The 17020-nt window shown below is 61.7% G+C and carries 15 protein-coding genes; 5 read left to right on the top strand and 10 right to left on the bottom strand.

Translation table 11 applies throughout. The features are described from left to right. Positions 1 to 212 precede the first annotated feature (212 nt). From metF to RWJ89_RS03820, 4 genes are all read right to left on the bottom strand, one after another. Positions 213 to 1118, bottom strand: coding sequence for a methylenetetrahydrofolate reductase [NAD(P)H] (gene metF / locus RWJ89_RS03835; RefSeq protein ID WP_221942387.1), 906 nt, complete (start codon positions 1116 to 1118; stop codon positions 213 to 215). A 1-nt stretch (position 1119) separates the two neighbouring features. Continuing rightward, the gene (locus RWJ89_RS03830) at positions 1120 to 2145 is read right to left on the bottom strand and encodes an ArsR/SmtB family transcription factor (protein WP_168284631.1); all 1026 of its coding nucleotides are present in this window, start codon (positions 2143 to 2145) and stop codon (positions 1120 to 1122) included. Between the two features lie 163 nt (positions 2146 to 2308). Further along, positions 2309 to 3958 (bottom strand): energy-dependent translational throttle protein EttA, encoded by a 1650-nt coding sequence (gene ettA, locus RWJ89_RS03825; RefSeq protein ID WP_316030592.1) that lies wholly within the window; start codon positions 3956 to 3958, stop codon positions 2309 to 2311. 98 nt (positions 3959 to 4056) lie between these two features. Then, complete coding sequence (locus tag RWJ89_RS03820; RefSeq protein WP_168284630.1) at positions 4057 to 4797, bottom strand: ribonuclease T2 family protein; 741 nt, start codon at positions 4795 to 4797, stop codon at positions 4057 to 4059. A gap of 158 nt (positions 4798 to 4955) precedes the next feature. Between RWJ89_RS03820 and RWJ89_RS03815 the strand changes: the two genes are divergently transcribed. The 4 genes from RWJ89_RS03815 to RWJ89_RS03800 are packed head-to-tail and all read left to right on the top strand — an operon-like array spanning position 4956 to position 9775. Then, on the top strand, positions 4956 to 5885 hold the full coding sequence (locus RWJ89_RS03815) for an alpha/beta fold hydrolase (RefSeq protein ID WP_027664231.1): 930 nt from the start codon (positions 4956 to 4958) through the stop codon (positions 5883 to 5885). A gap of 32 nt (positions 5886 to 5917) precedes the next feature. Then, a complete protein-coding gene (locus RWJ89_RS03810; RefSeq protein ID WP_168284629.1) occupies positions 5918 to 6874 on the top strand; it encodes a DMT family transporter in 957 nt (318 codons plus the stop codon). A gap of 26 nt (positions 6875 to 6900) precedes the next feature. After that, complete coding sequence (locus RWJ89_RS03805) at positions 6901 to 8103, top strand: CaiB/BaiF CoA transferase family protein (RefSeq protein ID WP_316030591.1); 1203 nt, start codon at positions 6901 to 6903, stop codon at positions 8101 to 8103. Positions 8104 to 8116: 13 nt separating this feature from the next. Then, positions 8117 to 9775: a thiamine pyrophosphate-binding protein gene (locus RWJ89_RS03800; RefSeq protein WP_168284627.1), complete on the top strand. Its 1659-nt coding sequence runs from the start codon at positions 8117 to 8119 to the stop codon at positions 9773 to 9775. Positions 9776 to 9814: 39 nt separating this feature from the next. Here RWJ89_RS03800 and RWJ89_RS03795 read toward each other — a convergent pair whose 3' ends face one another. The 3 genes from RWJ89_RS03795 to RWJ89_RS03785 form a co-directional block, all read right to left on the bottom strand. After that, positions 9815 to 10159, bottom strand: coding sequence for a RidA family protein (locus tag RWJ89_RS03795; RefSeq protein WP_168284626.1), 345 nt, complete (start codon positions 10157 to 10159; stop codon positions 9815 to 9817). A 73-nt stretch (positions 10160 to 10232) separates the two neighbouring features. Beyond that, entirely contained in the window at positions 10233 to 10571 is a 339-nt protein-coding gene (locus RWJ89_RS03790) for a TIGR01244 family sulfur transferase (RefSeq protein WP_017961334.1), read from the bottom strand. Positions 10572 to 10642: 71 nt separating this feature from the next. Continuing rightward, positions 10643 to 11482 carry an aldose 1-epimerase family protein gene (locus RWJ89_RS03785; protein ID WP_316030590.1) on the bottom strand — a complete coding sequence of 280 codons (840 nt, stop codon included), beginning with the start codon at positions 11480 to 11482 and terminating at the stop codon, positions 10643 to 10645. 356 nt (positions 11483 to 11838) lie between these two features. On the opposite strand from RWJ89_RS03785, the gene RWJ89_RS03780 reads away from it, so the two are divergent. Then, a complete protein-coding gene (locus RWJ89_RS03780; RefSeq protein ID WP_316030589.1) occupies positions 11839 to 13239 on the top strand; it encodes a L,D-transpeptidase in 1401 nt (466 codons plus the stop codon). A gap of 73 nt (positions 13240 to 13312) precedes the next feature. Here RWJ89_RS03780 and RWJ89_RS03775 read toward each other — a convergent pair whose 3' ends face one another. The 3 genes from RWJ89_RS03775 to RWJ89_RS03765 all read right to left on the bottom strand — a co-directional run bounded on the left by RWJ89_RS03775 (position 13313) and on the right by RWJ89_RS03765 (position 16789). Next, positions 13313 to 14026 carry a ParA family protein gene (locus RWJ89_RS03775; RefSeq protein WP_077978818.1) on the bottom strand — a complete coding sequence of 238 codons (714 nt, stop codon included), beginning with the start codon at positions 14024 to 14026 and terminating at the stop codon, positions 13313 to 13315. Positions 14027 to 14255: 229 nt separating this feature from the next. Next, on the bottom strand, positions 14256 to 15407 hold the full coding sequence (locus RWJ89_RS03770) for an iron-containing alcohol dehydrogenase (RefSeq protein ID WP_077978819.1): 1152 nt from the start codon (positions 15405 to 15407) through the stop codon (positions 14256 to 14258). Further along, a complete protein-coding gene (locus RWJ89_RS03765; protein WP_077978820.1) occupies positions 15404 to 16789 on the bottom strand; it encodes an aldehyde dehydrogenase family protein in 1386 nt (461 codons plus the stop codon). The genes RWJ89_RS03770 and RWJ89_RS03765 overlap by 4 nt, the downstream gene beginning before the upstream one ends. Positions 16790 to 17020 lie beyond the last annotated feature (231 nt).

The following is a 17020-nucleotide window of genomic DNA, read 5'->3' as shown; positions in this document are numbered from 1 at the left end:
TGCAGCGTTTGCTTTCGTCTTGTCCATGCTCTTCATCTGAGCTGGCCGACGAAAGTGTAATGACTGATAGTGCCTAAACTCCTGAATAGCTGATCAATCCGCCAACGAAAAAGCGCATGTCCCGCCCGACATGCGCTTTTCACTTTTGCAGCGCCGCGCGTCTTTTCGAGAGCCGCAAAGGGCGCTGTAGACGCGTTGATTGGCTGAAAGGATCAGGCGGCCGCGCCCGCACTTTTTGCCGCCCGGCGAGAGAAGCCGAGATTGTCGAGCACGGCGGAAACCAGCGGCGCACGGTTCATTGTATAGAGATGGAAGTCGTGGATACCGCGCCGGACGAGATCTTCGATCTGTTCGGCGGCGACTTCGGCGGCGACCTTCGCCCGCTCCTCGGGCTTGTCGTCGAAGCCTGCGAAGCGCTCATCGAGGAAGGCGGGGATAACAGTGCCGCAGGCCCCGGCGAAACGCTTCAGCTGCGTCAGGTTCTGGATCGGCATAATGCCGGGCACGACAGGGATCGAGATGCCGGCGCCGCGCACCCGTTCCAAGTAGCGCTCGAAATTGTCGTTATCGAAGAAGAACTGCGTCAGTGCCCGGTCGGCGCCATTGTCGGCCTTGCGCTTCAGCATGTCGATATCAGCCGCCGTATCACGGCTTTCCGGGTGTTTTTCCGGATAGGCGGAAACCGAAATCTCGAAATCGCCGATTTCTTTGAGGCCGGCCACCAGCTCCGCCGCATTGGCATAACCGCCGGGATGCGGCTGGTAGGGCGCGCCGGCACCGCCGGGCGCATCGCCGCGCAGCGCCACGAAATGCGTCACGCCGGCCTTGCGGAAGGTGTCGACCACCTGATGGGTCTCCTCCTTCGTTGCACCGACGCAGGTGAGATGCGAAGCGGTGGCAAGCGGCGTCTGCGAGAGGAAGCGCGTAACGGTGGAGAGTGTCGGTGCCTTGGTGGTGCCGCCGGCGCCATAGGTCACCGAGACGAAATCCGGGTCCCAATCCTGCAACTGGCCGACGGCGTGCCAGAGCTGGCCTTCCATCTCCTCCGATTTCGGCGGGAAGAATTCGAAAGAGACTCTAATGTCGTTGCGGCCGCGTGCTTCGTTTTTCAAAGCCATGTCATACCCTCCCGGCAAATGTAGGTTCGGCGCCTTCGCTCGTCTGCGAAGCCATGAGGCGCCTCGGATCGCGCGCGAGCCAGACGGTGACCGTCAACCCCTGCCCGCTTTGCTGACCCGGATGAAGATCGACAACCTGCTCGACGTCGAGCCTGGCTTTGCGCAACCAGTCGGACATCGCCTGGTGCGAAAAACCGAGACGGACATGCGCATGCTCGTCGCGGAGATATTCGAGCGTGTGCGGCGCAAGGTCGATGACCACGAGCCGGCCGCCCGGCCGGAGCATGCGCGCCGCTTCCGCGATCGCAATCTCCGGCTGATCGAAGAAATGCAGCACCTGATGGATCGTCACCAGATCGAAATCCTGTCCCTCGAAAGGCAGGTTCAGGATATCGGCGTGGCGCACGGTGGCCTTGGTGATGCGGGACTTGTCGAGATTGGCGCGCGCCACACTCAGCATGTCGCGGCTGGCATCGACGCCGGTCGCCCGGCGGTAGAGCCCGGACAGGAGTTCGAGGATGCGGCCGGTGCCGGTGCCGAGATCGAGCAGCGAGTCGATCGGCTGGCTGCCGAGCAGCCGGATGACGGCGGCATCGACCTCTTCATCGGCCGCATGCAGGCGGCGAAGCTCGTCCCATTCGGCCGCGTTGCGGCTGAAATAGGCCTGTGCCCGCTCGGCGCGCTGGCGTTTGACCTGCGACAGCCGCTCGCCGTCACGAAGGATGGTCGGATCGTTCTCGGAAACATGCTTCAGCAACGCCCGCACCAGCATGGCGGCCTTACCGTCCTGCTTGAGGCGGAAATAGGCCCAAGCGCCCTCCTGGTAGCGTTCGATCAGTTCGGCCTCGCCGAGCAGCTTCAGGTGGCGGGAGATGCGGGGTTGGGATTGGCCGAGAATTTCGGTAAGATCGGTCACCGTCAGATCGCCGCCGTCAAGAAGCGCCAGAAGACGCAGGCGCGTGGGCTCGCCGGCCGCCTTCAAGACGTCCACCAGCGCATCCAGTCCAAGCTTCAAGGGTTCGCTCATCTTTGATCCAATCAAGATATAAAGATATCTTTATGTGATTTGAAAAGCGGTGGCAAGCGGCAATTCGCACTCTCCGCGAAATTGGCTGCTCAGATTGCGACAAAGGCGTGATATGAAAAAGCCCCGGCCGAACCGGGGCTTCCGCAAGCAACAATGAGTGAAATCAGCGTGTCAGGCGCTTATGGGCCTGGCTACCCGGGTTGAGGGCATCGGGGCCGAGGCGGCGCACCTTGTCCTGTTCATAATCCTCGAAGTTGCCTTCGAACCATTCGACATGGCCGTCGCCTTCGAAAGCGAGGATGTGCGTCGCCAGGCGGTCGAGGAACATGCGATCGTGGCTGATGATGATGGCGCAGCCAGCGAAGTTCTCCAGCGCGTTCTCCAAGGCACCCAGCGTTTCCGTATCGAGGTCGTTGGTCGGTTCGTCGAGCAGCAAAACATTGCCGCCGGCCTTCAGCATCTTGGCAAGGTGAACACGGTTGCGCTGACCACCAGAGAGATTGCCGACCTTCTGCTGCTGATCGCCACCCTTGAAGTTGAAGGCGCCGCAATAGGCACGGGAGTTCATGTCGAACTTGCCAAGCTTGATAATTTCGGCGCCGCCGGAGATTTCCTCCCAGACCGTCTTGTCGGCCGCAAGGGTGTCACGGCTCTGGTCGACATAACCGAGATGCACGGTCTCGCCGATGCGGATCGAACCGCCATCCGGCGTTTCCTGGCCGGTGATCATCCTGAATAGCGTCGTCTTACCGGCGCCGTTCGGGCCGATGATGCCGACAATGCCGCCCGGCGGCAGCTTGATCGACAAGTCGTTGATCAGCGTGCGGCCCTCGAAGCCCTTGGTAATACCGTCCATCTCGATGACCACCTGGCCGAGGCGCTCGCTGAGCGGGATGATAATCTGCGCGTCGCCGGGACGCTGCTTCTCGGCGGCATCCACCAGTTGCTCATAGGACTTGATACGCGCCTTGGATTTGGCCTGACGGGCCTTCGGGCTGGAAGCGATCCATTCCTGTTCGCGGCTGATCGCCTTCTGGCGCGATGCGTCTTCGCGGCTTTCCTGCAGCATACGCTTGGCTTTCGCCTGCAGGTAGGCCGAATAGTTGCCTTCGTAGGGGATGCCACGGCCGCGGTCGAGTTCGAGGATCCAGCCGGTGACGTTGTCCAGGAAGTAGCGATCGTGGGTAATCATCATCACGGCGCCCGGATAGTCGCGCAGATGTTTTTCGAGCCAGGCGATGGTTTCAGCGTCCAGGTGGTTGGTCGGTTCGTCGAGCAGCAGCAGATCCGGCTGCGAAAGCAGCAGGCGGCAGAGCGCGACACGGCGGCGCTCACCACCGGAAAGGCTGGTGACTTCGGCGTCGCGCGGCGGGCAGCGCAGGGCTTCCATCGCCATCTCGACCTGGCTTTCCAGATCCCAGAGGTTCTGGCTGTCGATGACGTCTTGAAGCTTGGCACCCTCTTCCGCCGTCTCATCGGAATAGTTCATCATCAATTCATTGTAACGATCGAGGACGGCCGTCTTCGAGGCGACACCTTCCATGACATTCTCGAACACCGTCTTGTTGGGATCGAGATGCGGCTCCTGCTCCAGATAGCCGACCGTCGCACCTTCGGCGAGCCAGGCTTCGCCGGTATACTCCTTGTCCTGGCCTGCGATGATGCGCAGCACGGTGGATTTACCCGCGCCGTTCGGACCAAGGATACCGATCTTGGCATCCGGGTAGAACGAAAGGTGGATATTCTCCAGGATCTTCTTGTTGCCATAGGCCTTGTTGAGGCCGGACATATGATAGATGAACTGACGTGCCATGCTGCGCTGCTCCGGGCGGGAAACTTCGATTGTGCCGCTATGTAGGCGAAACAGCGCCTGCGGGCAACGCCGAAACCCGGTTTACTCAGGATTTCCGGTCAAAAGCCCGCAGCGTCGACGACGCCCTCGTCACAACCGAACGACGTTTTTCCAGCGCCCTGGATCAGATCGGCGAGGCCGGCACTTTTCGCCGATGCTGTCCCGGCGGCTTCCGAAAGCCCGATCGTCAGCTCGCTGATCATCCTGACATTGCCGGCCCGCCGGCAGCTCATCTTGATGCGGTCGCCGGCACCCGGCCCGAAGCTCTTGTCGAAAGCCGCCTTGATCGCGTCGGCTTTGACCGGCTTGCCGATATTGGCAGCGAAGAGATCGCGTACCGCCGACGCGTTGAGCGCGCCCACGAGATGCACACCGACGCCGAAATAGTCGTCGGCGCTCATCTTCGTGCAGGTGCCATGCTTCACCCATTCATGCCGTTCCAGGCCGGATTGCGTGCCGGGCATCGCCTTTGCCAGCGCCGTCTTCGTCTCGGCCGCAAGCGTGACCTCCGGCAGCTTGTTCCAGTCGCCATCCTTGTCGGCGGCCTTCTGCTCGGCGCTCACGCCGCAATAATCTTGCCGCATCGGCCAAAGTCCGTGCAACGAAAAGTTCGTCGCGTCCGGGCGCTCGCCGGTCTGGCTCGCACACTCGGCCTTCTTCTGGTTCGTCTGGCAAAAGGCCGGCTGCCAGCTCGCCGCCAGAATGAAGCGGGTGCGCCCGCCGGCCTCCTGCGCCACGCCGGCGCCGGCAACAATCATCGACACGGCAAACGTCAAGGTACGCAACTGCATGCTGCTCATTTCAACCCCCAAAAAAGAACAATACAGGAACAAATAAGCATCAAAATCAAAAGACCGCAACCCTGAATCGCAACACGGCCGCAATTTGTTATCGGATAATCAAATGACCATGTTGCAATTACCCGGCGATCTGGTCTGTTGCCGCCGGGAGGACCCACATGTTTTCTGAAACGCAAAGGCTCGCCGTGCCAGGGGCATCGTTGGCCTATCACCATGCTGAGGCCATCACCCCTCCACGCGGCATCCTGTTGATATCCCATGGCTTGGCCGAACATTCGAAACGATACCGCTCCTTTGCCGAGGCCATGGCGGCACGCGGTTATTACGTCTACGCCCATGATCACCGCGGCCACGGCGAGACGACGGCGCCCGATGCGCCGATCGGCCGCTTCGCCCGACGCAGTGGCGTCGAAAGGGTGATCGGCGACGTCGTCGCCATGCGCGGCCATGCGGCCTCCCGCCATCCCGGCTTGCCGGTGATCCTTTTCGGCCATTCGATGGGCGGCCTCATCGCCCTCAACGCTGCCGTCACGGCTCCGGCCGATTTCGACGCCGTCGCCGTCTGGAATTCGAATTTCGCCGTCGGCCTTGCCGGCCGCGCCGCCCAGGCGATCCTGCTTGCCGAGCGCATGTTGAAGGGCTCCGACGTGCCGAGCGGCTTGCTGCCGAAGCTCACCTTCGGCGCCTGGGGCAAATCCATTCCCGGCTGCCGCACCGAGTTCGACTGGCTGTCGCGCAGACCTGATGAAGTCGACAAATATGTCGCCGATCCGCTCTGCGGCTTCGACGCCTCGATCTCTCTCTGGCTCGATCTCTTCGAACTGACTTTCCGCGCGCCACACAAAATCCACCTCGACCGGCTGCCCCGGGACATGCCGATCCGTCTCGTCGGTGGCGGAGAGGACCCGGCGACGGAACGTGGAAAAGCCGTGCTCTGGCTGTCAAACCATTTGAAAGGTCAAGGCTTCTCCCGTATCAGCACTGAGATATATCAGGACATGCGGCACGAAACACTGAATGAGATCGGCGCGGATGCGGCGATCGCAGCCTTTGCGGACTGGTGCGACAGGGCCGTCGCAAGATCCTGAGCGACCAATATCCTGAGTACGGGGATTTCATCATGAACAGCACGTCCGCCCGCCCCGTTTCGTCCGCCTCCGACGTGACGATGGGGCTTGTGCTGATGTTTATCTCGGTGATGTTCTCGCCGCTCATCGATATTTTCGCCAAGCTTGCCATCGTCACAGTCCCGTCCGCGGAGATCACCGCCGGCCGCTTCGCCGTACAGGCCGTCTGCATGCTGCCGATTGTAATATGGCGGCGCAGCTTCGCCGATTTTTCCTGGCGCCAGAACCTGTTCCATGCCATCCGCGGCGCGATCATCACCGTCTCGATGATCTCCTTCGTCACCACGCTGAAATACATGGCGGTCGCCGACGCGATTGCGATCTTCTTCGTCGAGCCGATCATGCTGACGATCCTCGGCGGCATTTTCCTGAAGGAGACGATTGGCTGGCGGCGTTATAGCGCCTGCGGCGTCGGCTTTTTCGGGGCGATGCTGATCATCCAGCCGAGTTTCGAAGAGGTCGGCTACATCGCGCTTCTGCCCGTCGTCAGCGCGCTCTGCATCGCCATCTTCGTGCTGATGACCCGCGTCCTCTCGCACAGGGAGGACCCTTGGGCGATGCAATTCCAGATGAGCATCTGGGGCCTGCTCTTCTGCGCCGTCCTGCTTTTCCTGGGCCAGGGAACCGGCTCCGATCTCTTCGATCCGGTCATGCCGGATGGCCGCGCCTGGTTCTATGTCGCCGGCGTCGGCGCCATGGCCGCGATATCGGGCATCCTCGGCGTCTATGCCTATCGCGCAGCACCAGCCTCGACGCTCGCACCGCTGCAATATTTCGAGATCGTCTCGGCGACGATCTTCGCCTGGCTGGTCTTCGGCGACTTCCCGGATGCGATCAAATGGCTCGGCATCATGATTATCATGGCGTCGGGCTTCTACATTGTTTGGCGCGAGCGCCGCTTTGCATCGAAACCGGTATCCGGTACATCAGAGGCGACGCTGGCGCCCTAGATATAAGAACGAGAGCCCGGAGGAACATGACGGAGACCGTGACGAAAGAACCGCCGCTGGCCGGCATCCGTGTGATCGAGCTTGCCCGTGTGCTCGCCGGCCCTTGGGCGGGACAGATGCTCGCCGATCTCGGCGCCGACGTCATCAAGGTCGAAAATCCCGACGGCGGCGACGATACACGCCAGTGGGGGCCACCCTTCGTCGAGGGCGCCGACGGCGAGAATCTCTCGGCTGCCTATTATCACGCCGCCAATCGCGGCAAGCGCTCCGTCACCGCCGACCTGAAGAGCGCCGAAGGCCAGGATCTCGTTCGCCGCCTCGTCTCCACCGCCGACGTGGTCATCGAGAATTTCAAGCTCGGCGGCCTCGTCAAATACGGGCTCGATTATGACAGCCTACGCAAGGTCAACCCGAAGCTCGTCTATTGCTCGATCACCGGCTTCGGCCAGAACGGCCCTTATGCCAGCCTCGCCGGCTACGATTATATCGTCCAGGGCATGTCCGGCTTCATGTCGATCACCGGTGAGCCGGACGGCCAGCCGATGAAGGCAGGCGTCGCCATCGCCGATATCTTCACCGGCATCTATGCCGTCTCGGCGATCGAAGCCGCCCTGATCCACGCCCTGAAGTCAGGCGAAGGCCAGTTGGTCGACATGGCCCTGCTCGATGTACAATCGGCCGTGCTCGCCAATCAGAACATGAATTACCTGGTTTCCGGTGAGGCACCGACCCGCCTCGGCAATGCCCATCCCAATATCTCGCCCTATGAGGTCGTACCGACGGCGGACGGGTACCTCATTCTCGCGGTTGGCAACGACGGCCAGTTCCGTCGCCTCTGCACCCTCCTCGGCCTGGAGGCGATCGCCGGCGACGAGCGTTTCGCCACCAACAAGGCCCGCGTCGGCAATCGCGGCGAAGTGCGCCGCCTCGTCTCGACCGAGACGTTGAAATGGCAGAAGGCGGATCTGCTAAAGGCCTGTGAAGAGAACGCGGTTCCATCGGGCGCAATCAACACGATTGAGGAAATGTTCGCCCATCCGCAGGTACAGGCTCGCGGCCTGCGCATTGACCTTGCGGATGCCGCCGGCACCGTGATCCCCGGTGTCAGGACGCCTGTGGTGCTGTCGGAGACGCCGCTGCGTTATATCAGGCCGAGCCCGCGTCTCGGCGAACACCAGGCAGAAATTCTGGCGGAACTCGCCGAGCGCGAGAGGAAGGCATCGTCATGAAGAAGGCATTGTCATGAAGAAGACTGGCGGGGAACTGATCGTCGAGGCGCTGAAGGCGAACGGCGTCAAGCGTCTCTCCTGCGTGCCCGGCGAGAGCTTCCTCGCCGTGCTCGACGCGTTGCGCGACAGCGATATCGACGTCCTCGTCTGCCGCCAGGAGGGCGGAGCGGCGATGATGGCGGATTGCTGGGGCAGGCTGACCGGCGAACCCGGCATTTGCATGGTGACCCGTGGCCCCGGCGCCACCAACGCCTCCGCCGGCCTGCATATCGCCAAGCAGGACTCGATCCCGATGATCCTGTTCATCGGCCAGGTACAGCGGGAAGCGCGTGAGCGCGAGGCCTTCCAGGAAGTCGAGTTCCGCCGCGCCTTCACCGAATTCGCCAAATGGGTGGGCGAGATCGACGATGCCGCCCGCATTCCCGAGTTCGTCACCCGCGCCTTTGCGGTCGCAACCTCCGGCCGTCCCGGCCCTGTCGTGCTAACGCTGCCTGAGGACATGCTGCGCGATGAGGTCGAGGCACCCCGCGCCAGGCACTATGCCAATGTCGAGGCCCATCCCGGCCGCCGCCAGATCGACGATTTCTATCTCCGCCTGCTAAAAGCCGAGCGGCCGATGGTAATCCTTGGCGGCACACGCTGGGATGCTGATGCCGTCGCCGATTTTCAGAGCTTCGCCGAGCGTTTCCAGCTCCCCGTCGGCTGCTCCTTCCGCCGGCAGATGCTGTTCGATCATCTCCATCCCTGCTATGCCGGCGATGTCGGCATCGGCATCAATCCGGCGCTAGCAAAGGAGATCAAGGAGAGCGACCTGCTGATCCTGCTTGGCAGCCGCATGTCGGAAATGCCGTCCTCGTTCTATACGCTGATCGACATCCCCTACCCCCAGCAATCGCTGGTGCACATCTATCCCGACCCTTCGGAGCTCGGCCGCATCTATCGCCCGGATCTTGCCATCTGCGCGGCACCTGCCGATTTCGTCGCAGCACTCGCCGATCTGGAAGCGCCGGCCGAACCGCACTGGACCGAGCGCACCGCGCGACTGCACCAAGGCTATCTCGCCTGGTCGACGCCACCATCGACAGGTCCGGGCGCCGTCCATATGGGGCCGATCATGGAATGGCTGGAGGCCAATACCGGACCGCAGACGATCTTCACCAATGGTGCGGGCAACTACGCCACCTGGGTGCACCGCTTCCATCGTTTCCGCCGCTTCAACACCCAAGCCGCCCCCACCTCCGGCTCGATGGGTTACGGCCTGCCGGCAGCGGTCGCTGCCAAGCGGCTCTTTCCCGAGCGCGAGGTCATCTGCTTTGCCGGCGACGGCTGCTTCCTGATGCACGGCCAGGAATTCGCCACCGCCATCCGCTACGGCCTGCCGATCATCGCGGTCGTCGTCAACAACGGCATCTACGGCACGATCCGCATGCATCAGGAGCGCGAGTATCCAGGCCGCGTCAGCAGCACCGATCTGACCAATCCCGACTTCGCAGCCCTTGCCCGCGCCTATGGCGGCCACGGCGAGACGGTGGAGACGACGGCGGATTTCGCCCCGGCCTTCGAGCGGGCGCGCGCCAGTGGCAAACCTGCGATCATCGAAATCAAGCTCGATCCCGAAGCGATTACGCCGACGCGCACGCTCTCGGAAATCGCGCAAACAAAAAGCCGGTGAGAAAACTCACCGGCCTTGAAGGATAGGGACGCTGCGACCTTAATCGAGTGCGGCCGTGATGATGAACTCGACCTTGTATTTCGGCGCAGCAAGCTTGGCTTCGCTGGTGGCGCGGGCCGGCGGATTGGCCGGATCGATCCAGCCTTCCCAGACGGCGTTCATCTCGGCGAAATCGGCGATATCGGCGAGGTAGATGATCGTCTGCAGGATCTTCGACTTGCTGCTGCCTGATGCAGCCAGCAGGCGGTCGACTTCGGCAAGCGAGGACTTGCACTGATCGGTGACGCTTTCGCCCTCGCCGACCTGGCCCGCGAGATAGACTGTATTGCCGTGAATGACGGCGCCGCTCATGCGCGCGCCGACGTCGATACGCTTGATGCTCATCATAGTCTCCTGAGTGAATGGAAGGTGGCGGCGCTGAGGTTCAGCGCCGGAAAATTTGCACCTGGAACGGGGCTCAATTGCGAATGTGGTGTGTCTTCTGGTAGATCGCCGTCGAGCGTGCGCCGGAACGGCAATAGCCAAGCATCGGCCGCGGAAATTCGTCGAGCGCGTCGACCATGCCCTGCACGGCTTCCTCGGTCACGCCCATCGGCCCAACAGGCACATGGGCAATTTCGAGACCTAGCTCCCTCGCGCGCGCCTCGATGACGGAGAACGACGTCTGGTCGGGACTTTCGTGGTCGGGACGGTGGCAGACGATCGATTTGAAGCCCAGCGCCTTGATCTCGTCGAGCTCCTCAAGCGTGATCTGGCCCGAAACCGAATATTCATCGTCGATCTGGCGAATATCCATCGTCTTGTCTCCTCAAAAATCTTGGGCTGAAGGTCTACGACGGAGGTCTGCCAGCGTCAACAACACTTCGCTCACAGGAAGGCAAAGGTCAGCGCATAGCGGCGGCTCTCGCCGGGCGCCAGCATTTTGAATTCACCGGCTGCCTCAAGCTCGTCACGCGATATCCAGCGATGCGAAACCGGCTCGATGCCGATGATATGGGCCGGCGCCTTCTGGTTCCGCCAGACCTGCAGATAGGGTAGCGTGTCGGCGCGGAAGCGCACGCGCAGCGTCCTGCCGCCGATTGCGGCGATCGGTCCGAGGCGGACCTCCGCGAAACCCTCCTCCGTCGCCGGCGCCGCGACGCAGAAGATGCCGCCAGGCTCTTCGCCGAAGGCCCAGGGGAAACCGCCATTTTCCAGCATCCGGCCTTCGAGCCGTGTGCCGTCGTCCAGCCATTTGCCGCCGGTGTTCATATGATACATGAGGAAGGTCGGCACCGTCCGATCGCTCATATTGACGACCCGGTCCTCGAGCCGCACTTCGCCGGTCGCACCATCGATCCGCCACAGCCGCTCGAGGCGCTGCGGCAGTCCCTTCACGGTAGTGATGTCGATATCGGCCCGGCATTCGGCATTGCCGTTCTCGAACTTCGTCCACAGCACCTTTGCCGCATGACCGGAGGCCGATCCGTGCAGCGGATAGACCTTGCCGTCGTCCCGGCCGGGGATCGGCTGGCGGTGGCGGATATGGTCCGGCCCACAGGTAAACAGGAAACCCTCGAGCGAGTGATCGATTCGCGGGTCGCCGTCATCGGGAATGGCGCGTTTCGGGGCAATGTCGACGCCTTCGACGATGCATCCGCCGATATCCAGCACCGATGTTTCGTCCAGCATCAGGCGCGGCCCGCTTGCGGCGGCAAATTCCATCATCACGGTCTCCTCAGGGATTATCGACTCTTTAGCGCCGTGCGTCCTTCCGGACGCCACAAAGGACGCTCCAACTCTTTGAATCCTCGCATCGTCCTTTCCGAAATCGGTTCCGATTTCGGAAAGGACGATGCGCTAGCGTTAGGTTTCACGCCGCCATTCGTCAATCAGTGCGGCTCCTATCTTGTGTTTTTGCAGCAACCGTGAATTTTGCGGAACTGACACAAGGACGCAAACGTTTATGAGTAAAAGGAAATCTTAGTGATTTTCATATTTTGTTCAGCACGCTTTCATAAATTCCACACTAGCGTCAAAATTCGCAGGTGTGTGTCTGCCAGTCACTGATCGAGGTATGATACGTGGATCGCTTTTTGAAGTCGGCATTTTGTCTCGCGGCCGTCCTGGCTGCTCTTGCGGCTACAGCGCCGCAGGCAGGCGCGCAGCAGTTCCGCGATCGCCGCCAGAGCGATATCGTGCTTGTGACGCCGAGCGGCGAAATCCTCGACTATGTTCCAGCCGGCTATATCTACGCCCGCGACCGTAGCGGCAATCGCGTCTTGATCGACGACTATGGCAACGTCGTCGCCACAGAGATGCGCGCCCGCGGCTACTATCCGCCGCGGCCCGGCCCGCGCGAAGTCTATAACGACCAATACGGCAACGACCCCTATTATTCCGACAACAATCCCTATGGCGATACGCGTTATTCCGAGCGCGGCGCCGTCACCGGCGGCATACCGCGCGATGCCGCGATCGAGCGCCAGCCGCTCGGCGACCAGCCCTATCCCGAGGATAACAGCATCGGCAATCCGCAGCCCGGCGACGATTATGCCTCGATCGATCCCGACCAGCAGATCCCGCCCGCCGATCAGCCGATGGCCCCACCCGATGAACCTGTCATCACGCTGAACAACAAATCGAAGCCGGAGATCGTCGCATTGCAGGTCTTCCTCGACCGCGCCGGCGTCTCCCCCGGCGTCATCGACGGCCATATGGGTTCGAACGTCACCAAGGCGATCTTAGCCTACGATCAGATGACCGGCTCGAAGCTCGATCCGAACAACACCGACGCCATTCTGGAAGAGCTGCGCATGACCGGCGGGCTGCCCGTCGTCAGCTATACGATCACGCCGGCCGATGCGGCCGGCCCCTTCGTCGCCGCGATTCCGGAAGACTATTCGCATAAGGCGCTGCTGCCGTCGCTGGCTTACACCTCGACCACCGAGATGCTCGCCGAGCGTTTCCACATGGATGAGGCTTTCCTTAAGGAGATGAACCTCGGCGCCGACTTCACCGTTCCCGGCACCGTCATCAAGGTCGTCAATCCAGGCGAGCCGAAGAGCGGCGCGGTCGCCCGCATCATCGCCGACAAGGGCCGTAAGCAGGTCTTCGCTTATGACGGCGCCGGCAATCTGCTTGCCGCCTATCCGGCGTCGATCGGCTCCACCGATACCCCCTCTCCGTCAGGCACGGTCAACGTCGAGCGCGTCGCATTCAATCCCGGCTACACCTACAATCCGAAGATCAATTTCCAGCAGGGCGCCAATGACAAGATCCTCAATATTCCGCCCGGCCCGAACGGTCCCGTCGGCACCGTCTGGATGGCGCTTTCCAGGCCGACCTACGGCATCCATGGCACGCCCGAGCCCTCGAAGATCGGCCGCACCCAGAGCCACGGCTGCATCCGTCTGACCAACTGGGATGCCACCGAGCTTGCCAAGATGGTCAAGCCGGGAGTGACGGTCGAATTCGTCGACTGAAGTCATTCTCGCGATAACAGCGACAAGGCCGCCGAATCGCTCCGGCGGCCTTGTCGTTTCATACGGAATATATTCAGGCGGCGGAGCGGACCATCGGGCTTGTCACGCGGGCGGATGCCGTCAGCCTCACCGGCAGCTTGCGCATCATTTCCTCGGCAAAACAGGTAGCGTTTTCCCGGGCCTTGTCGAGATTGCTGACGCGTGTGGGATCGATCGTGTGCAGCGTACCGCCACAGTCGAAGATGTCGCGGAAGGCGGAGCGTTCGATAATAGCGGTATCGAGCACCGGCACATGCCGCTCGCTGAGTAGTGACTTGACGACTTGCAGCGCCCGCGTCGTTACCATCGAATTGACGCGGGTGAGCACCACCGAATGGCCGATCTTGATGCCAGCCTTCTCGTCCAGATACTGCAGCAGTTCGAGTACCTGCGCGCCGCCGCGCGCATCCATCGCGCAGCCCTGAATGGGAATCAGCACATGGTCGGAAAGGCCGACGGCGGTAGCAAGCAGCGGATTGCGCGCACCCGGCAGGTCGACGATGAAGTAGTCGGTATTGTGCTTGTTCTCGCTGATATGCAGCGGCAGAGACGCAGTCGTCACGAAATCGATCACCGAAACATTGGGCACATGACCTGATATTTCGTGCCAGCGCGAAATCCAGTGCTGCGGGTCGGCGTCGAGAATGGTGACGCGATAACCTTTGCGGGCAAGCTCGGTCGCGAGCAGCAGAACAGCGGTCGTTTTGCCGGCGCCGCCCTTGGTATTTGCGAATGTGATGACAGGCATGTTCGGTCCTCAGAAGGGATGGTGCGAGCTGGAATCGCTCTTTTACGCACCGTCGAAGCATCGTGCGGTTAATGCATCCTTTCTAATCATGGTTAACAAATTCGAAACACGCGCGGCGAAATTGCAGCCGGTATTTTTCACATCCCTAAAAATAGGGATGCCACCGAAACGTAAAAAGCCCGGAAAACCATGGTTTTCCGGGCCAGTCTGTAGGTCCGCTCTTATGTTGTCAGAAACAATCCCTGAACAGGGCCTTGGTATTTTCGAGTGTCATTGCAACCGGGTTGCCGCCGGCGCTCGGATCTTCGATCGCCATGGCCGACAATTCGTCGATGCGGTCGTCAGCGATTCCCATCGCCGACAGCGTCTCCGGCACGCCGAGTTCGGAGCGGAGCTTCAGCACATAATCGTAGAACCCGTCAAAACCGCCCGAAATGCCGAGATAGGCCGCGGCACGGCCGATCTTCTCCTCGATCGCCTTCCGGTTAAAACGCAGCACCGCCGGCATCACCACCGCATTGGTCATGCCGTGATGGGTGTTGTAGACCGCGCCGATCGGGTGCGACAGCGCGTGAATGGCGCCGAGCCCCTTCTGGAAGGCGACCGCGCCCATGGCAGCCGCCGCCATCATGTTGGCCCGGGCTTCGAGATCTGTGCCTTCCCGATAGGCGCGCGGCAGGAATTCCTTCACGAGCCGCATGCCTTCCAGCGCGATGCCGGCTGACATCGGGTGATAGAAGGGCGAGGAATAGGCCTCCAGGCAATGGGCGAAGGCATCCATGCCGGTGCCGGCGGTGATGATCTTCGGCATGCCGACCGTCAGTTCCGGATCTGAAATGACGACACCAGGCAGGAACCTCGGATGGAAGATGATCTTCTTCACATGCGTTTCGGAATTGGTGATGACGCTGGCGCGCCCGACTTCCGAACCGGTGCCTGCCGTTGTCGGCACCGCCACGATCGGGGCGATGCCCTCAAGGCTCGCACGTGTCCACCAGTCGCCGATATCTTCGAAGTCCCAGACCGGCCGCGTCTGGCCGGCCATGAAGGCGACGCACTTGCCGAGATCGAGGCCGGAGCCGCCGCCGAAGGCGACGACGCCGTCATGGCCGCCGTCCTTGAAGGCCCTGACGCCGGCTTCGAGGTTCTTCTCGTTCGGGTTCGGATCGACATCGGCAAAGATTGCGCGGCCGAGACCGGCATCTTCGAGGATATCGAGCGCAGTCTTGGTGATCGCCATCGAGGCAAGGCCACGGTCGGTGACGAGCAGCGGCTTCTTGATGCCGAGGCTTTTGCAGGCGTCGGCCACTTCCGCGATGCGGCCCCGACCGAGCTTGACCGATGTCGGATAGCTCCAGTTTGCGGTGATGTTGCTGCTCATGCTGTGACTTTCTTCAGATGGAAGGATTTCGGACGCGTCAGATTGTGGAAGCCGATGATCGACAGCGAGCCACCGCGGCCGGTTTCCTTGACACCGGTCCAGCACAGCGCCGGGTCGAGATAGTCGGCGCGGTTCATGAAAACGGTGCCGGTTTCGATCTCGCGGCCGAGCCGCCCTGCCCGCTCGGCATCCCTGGTCCATAGCGAGGCCGTCAGCCCGTACTGGCTGTCGTTCATCAAAGCGAGTGCCTCCTCGTCGCTCTTCACCTTCATGATGCCGACCGCCGGACCGAAAGTCTCTTCGCGCATGAAGGCCATGGAATGGTCGACATCGACAAGAATCTGCGGTGCGAGATAGGCGCCGCCGTCATCCTGGGGGAAAAGTTTGGGATCGACAAGCGCTTTGGCGCCCTTCGAAATCGCATCGGCGATCTGCTCGCGCACCACCTTCGCGAAGCGCTTATGCGCCATCGGCCCGAGCGAGGTTTCCGGATCGAGCGGATTGCCGAGCTTGTAGTTCGACACCCAGGCAACCGATTTTTCGACGAAGGCGTCATAGAGCGATTCATGCACGTAGATGCGCTCGATGCCGCAGCAGCACTGGCCGGAATTATAGGTCGCGCCGTCCATCAGCGTGTCGACGGCCGCCTCGAGATCGGCGTCCTCCATGACATAACCCGGATCCTTGCCGCCAAGTTCGAGGCCGAGGCCGGTGAAGGTGCCGGCAGCCGCCCGCTCCATCGAGCGCCCGCCCTCGACCGATCCGGTGAAGTTGACGAAATTGAAGCTGCCGGCGGCAATCAGCGCCGATGTCGTTTCATGATCGAGGAAGACGTTCTGGAACACATCCTCGGGAACGCCGGCCTCGGTGAAGGCCTGCACCAGCCGCTCGCCGACCAGCAGCGTCTGCGAGGCATGTTTCAGCACCACCGTATTGCCGGCCATCAGTGCCGGCGCGATCGTATTGATCGCCGTCATATACGGATAGTTCCACGGCGCGACGACGAAGACGACGCCATGCGCTTCGCGCTCGATGCGCCGCTCGAAACGATCGCTCTCCTCGACGACAACAGGCGCCAGCGCATCCGCCGCGATCGAAGCGACATAGTTGGAACGCTCGTTGAAGCCCTTGTATTCGCCGCCATACTTGACCGGCCGGCCCATCTGCCAGCCAAGCTCCGGCACGACGACGTCGGACATTTCGTTCAGCCGCGCAGCACCCTTCAGCACCAGCTGCACACGCTCTTCGAGCGGCCGTTTCGCCCAGGCCTTCTGCGCCTTGCGGGCGCGCGCCACGACATCCTTGGCGGCATCGAGAGAAAGGGCTGCGCGCTCGGCATAGACCGACCCGTCAACCGGTGAAATGCATTGGATCATTGCCATGATCTGTTCCTGTCCTCGTATCTTCAAAATTTGAGTGAGGCCGTGGCCCCTCATCCGCCTGCCGGCACCTTCTCCCCGTAAACGGGGCGAAGGGGATATGCCGCACCGGCTTTCCCAACATCGACGCTGCGTTTGGCACGTCCCCTCTCCCCGTTTTTACGGGGGTCCGTAGGACGGGTCGAGACCAGTGGCTCGACCCCGGCAAGGTTAGGGTGAGGGGCAAGCAAATCG

Origin of the sequence: Rhizobium sp. 10PS4 (genome assembly GCF_032464805.1) — a bacterium.
Lineage (GTDB): Bacteria > Pseudomonadota > Alphaproteobacteria > Rhizobiales > Rhizobiaceae > Rhizobium > Rhizobium laguerreae.
This window is presented reverse-complemented; position numbering and strand designations above follow the sequence as displayed.

Coding starts and splice junctions, on each gene's coding strand:
- metF (WP_221942387.1), bottom strand. CDS start 1,118: ATGGCTTTGAAAAACGAAGCACGCGGCCGCAACGACATTAGAGTCTCT.
- RWJ89_RS03830 (WP_168284631.1), bottom strand. CDS start 2,145: ATGAGCGAACCCTTGAAGCTTGGACTGGATGCGCTGGTGGACGTCTTG.
- ettA (WP_316030592.1), bottom strand. CDS start 3,958: ATGGCACGTCAGTTCATCTATCATATGTCCGGCCTCAACAAGGCCTAT.
- RWJ89_RS03820 (WP_168284630.1), bottom strand. CDS start 4,797: ATGAGCAGCATGCAGTTGCGTACCTTGACGTTTGCCGTGTCGATGATT.
- RWJ89_RS03815 (WP_027664231.1), top strand. CDS start 4,956: ATGTTTTCTGAAACGCAAAGGCTCGCCGTGCCAGGGGCATCGTTGGCC.
- RWJ89_RS03810 (WP_168284629.1), top strand. CDS start 5,918: ATGAACAGCACGTCCGCCCGCCCCGTTTCGTCCGCCTCCGACGTGACG.
- RWJ89_RS03805 (WP_316030591.1), top strand. CDS start 6,901: ATGACGGAGACCGTGACGAAAGAACCGCCGCTGGCCGGCATCCGTGTG.
- RWJ89_RS03800 (WP_168284627.1), top strand. CDS start 8,117: ATGAAGAAGACTGGCGGGGAACTGATCGTCGAGGCGCTGAAGGCGAAC.
- RWJ89_RS03795 (WP_168284626.1), bottom strand. CDS start 10,159: ATGAGCATCAAGCGTATCGACGTCGGCGCGCGCATGAGCGGCGCCGTC.
- RWJ89_RS03790 (WP_017961334.1), bottom strand. CDS start 10,571: ATGGATATTCGCCAGATCGACGATGAATATTCGGTTTCGGGCCAGATC.
- RWJ89_RS03785 (WP_316030590.1), bottom strand. CDS start 11,482: ATGATGGAATTTGCCGCCGCAAGCGGGCCGCGCCTGATGCTGGACGAA.
- RWJ89_RS03775 (WP_077978818.1), bottom strand. CDS start 14,026: ATGCCTGTCATCACATTCGCAAATACCAAGGGCGGCGCCGGCAAAACG.
- RWJ89_RS03770 (WP_077978819.1), bottom strand. CDS start 15,407: ATGAGCAGCAACATCACCGCAAACTGGAGCTATCCGACATCGGTCAAG.
- RWJ89_RS03765 (WP_077978820.1), bottom strand. CDS start 16,789: ATGGCAATGATCCAATGCATTTCACCGGTTGACGGGTCGGTCTATGCC.